The 1765-nt window shown below is 50.1% G+C and carries 1 rRNA gene; it reads right to left on the bottom strand.

Annotated elements, in window-relative coordinates:
* Positions 1 to 173: 173 nt before the first annotated feature.
* Positions 174 to 1695 (bottom strand): 16S ribosomal RNA (locus tag OQX63_RS23195).
* Positions 1696 to 1765: the final 70 nt, after the last annotated feature.

Below are 1765 nucleotides of genomic sequence, written 5' to 3'. Positions count from 1 at the left end.
TACCCTTATAGTATGCCCACCGTTTTCTTCTGGGTGTTTCTTGTTTCTCTTGTGTTTTTAAAAGTATCCGGTATCAAGTATCAAGAAATGCCTTTCAGCTTTAGTCTTTATGCTTTAACCTTATACCTTATCGAAATATCATGTTGCGTGGCGAGTAGGTGTGTCTACTCCAGAAAGGAGGTATTCCAGCCGCACCTTCCGGTACGGCTACCTTGTTACGACTTAGCCCCAGTTATCGGTTTTACCCTAGGACGCTCCTTGCGGTTACATACTTTAGGTACCCCCAACTTCCATGGCTTGACGGGCGGTGTGTACAAGGCCCGGGAACGTATTCACCGCGTCATTGCTGATACGCGATTACTAGCGAATCCAACTTCATGGGGTCGAGTTGCAGACCCCAATCCGAACTGTGAACGGCTTTGTGAGATTCGCATCATATTGCTATGTAGCTGCCCTCTGTACCGTCCATTGTAGCACGTGTGTAGCCCCGGACGTAAGGGCCATGATGACTTGACGTCGTCCCCTCCTTCCTCTCTGTTTGCACAGGCAGTCTGTTTAGAGTCCCCACCATAACGTGCTGGCAACTAAACATAGGGGTTGCGCTCGTTGCGGGACTTAACCCAACACCTCACGGCACGAGCTGACGACAGCCATGCAGCACCTAGTTTCGTGTGATTGCTCACTGATCCATCTCTGGATCATTCACTAACTTTCAAGCCCGGGTAAGGTTCCTCGCGTATCATCGAATTAAACCACATGCTCCTCCGCTTGTGCGGGCCCCCGTCAATTCCTTTGAGTTTCACCCTTGCGGGCGTACTCCCCAGGTGGAACACTTAACGCTTTCGCTTAGCCGCTGACTGTGTATCGCCAACAGCGAGTGTTCATCGTTTAGGGCGTGGACTACCAGGGTATCTAATCCTGTTTGATCCCCACGCTTTCGTGCCTCAGCGTCAATAAGACCATAGTAAGCTGCCTTCGCAATCGGTGTTCTGAGACATATCTATGCATTTCACCGCTACTTGTCTCATTCCGCCTACCTCTAGTCCATTCAAGCCCATCAGTATCAAGGGCACTGCGATAGTTGAGCTACCGTCTTTCACCCCTGACTTAACAGGCCGCCTACGCACCCTTTAAACCCAATAAATCCGGATAACGCTTGGATCCTCCGTATTACCGCGGCTGCTGGCACGGAGTTAGCCGATCCTTATTCTTCCGGTACATTCAGCTCTGCTCACGAGCAGAGGTTTATTCCCGGATAAAAGCAGTTTACAACCCATAGGGCAGTCTTCCTGCACGCGGCATGGCTGGTTCAGAGTTGCCTCCATTGACCAATATTCCTTACTGCTGCCTCCCGTAGGAGTCTGGTCCGTGTCTCAGTACCAGTGTGGGGGGCCATCCTCTCAGATCCCCTAGTCATCGTCGCCTTGGTGGGCCGTTACCCCGCCAACTAGCTAATGACACGCATGCCCATCTCCATCCCATAAATGTTTGATCATTGGATAATGCCATCCTGTGATTTTATGCGGTATTAATCCGGATTTCTCCGGGCTATCCCCCTGATGAAGGTAGGTTGCATACGCGTTACGCACCCGTGCGCCACTTTCTCTCCCAGCAAGCTGGAAAATATCGTTCGACTTGCATGTATTAGGCCTGCCGCTAGCGTTCATCCTGAGCCAGGATCAAACTCTCCATTGTAAAATGTGTTGTTCAATACTGACCAGTTTTAACTATTGTTAAAAATAGTCTTCTTTTGTTATGTTGTCTG

Origin of the sequence: Pedobacter sp. PF22-3, assembly GCF_026239555.1 — a bacterium.
GTDB lineage: Bacteria > Bacteroidota > Bacteroidia > Sphingobacteriales > Sphingobacteriaceae > Pedobacter.
Note: the sequence above shows the minus strand (reverse complement) of the source record. Positions and strands in the feature narration are given on the sequence as shown.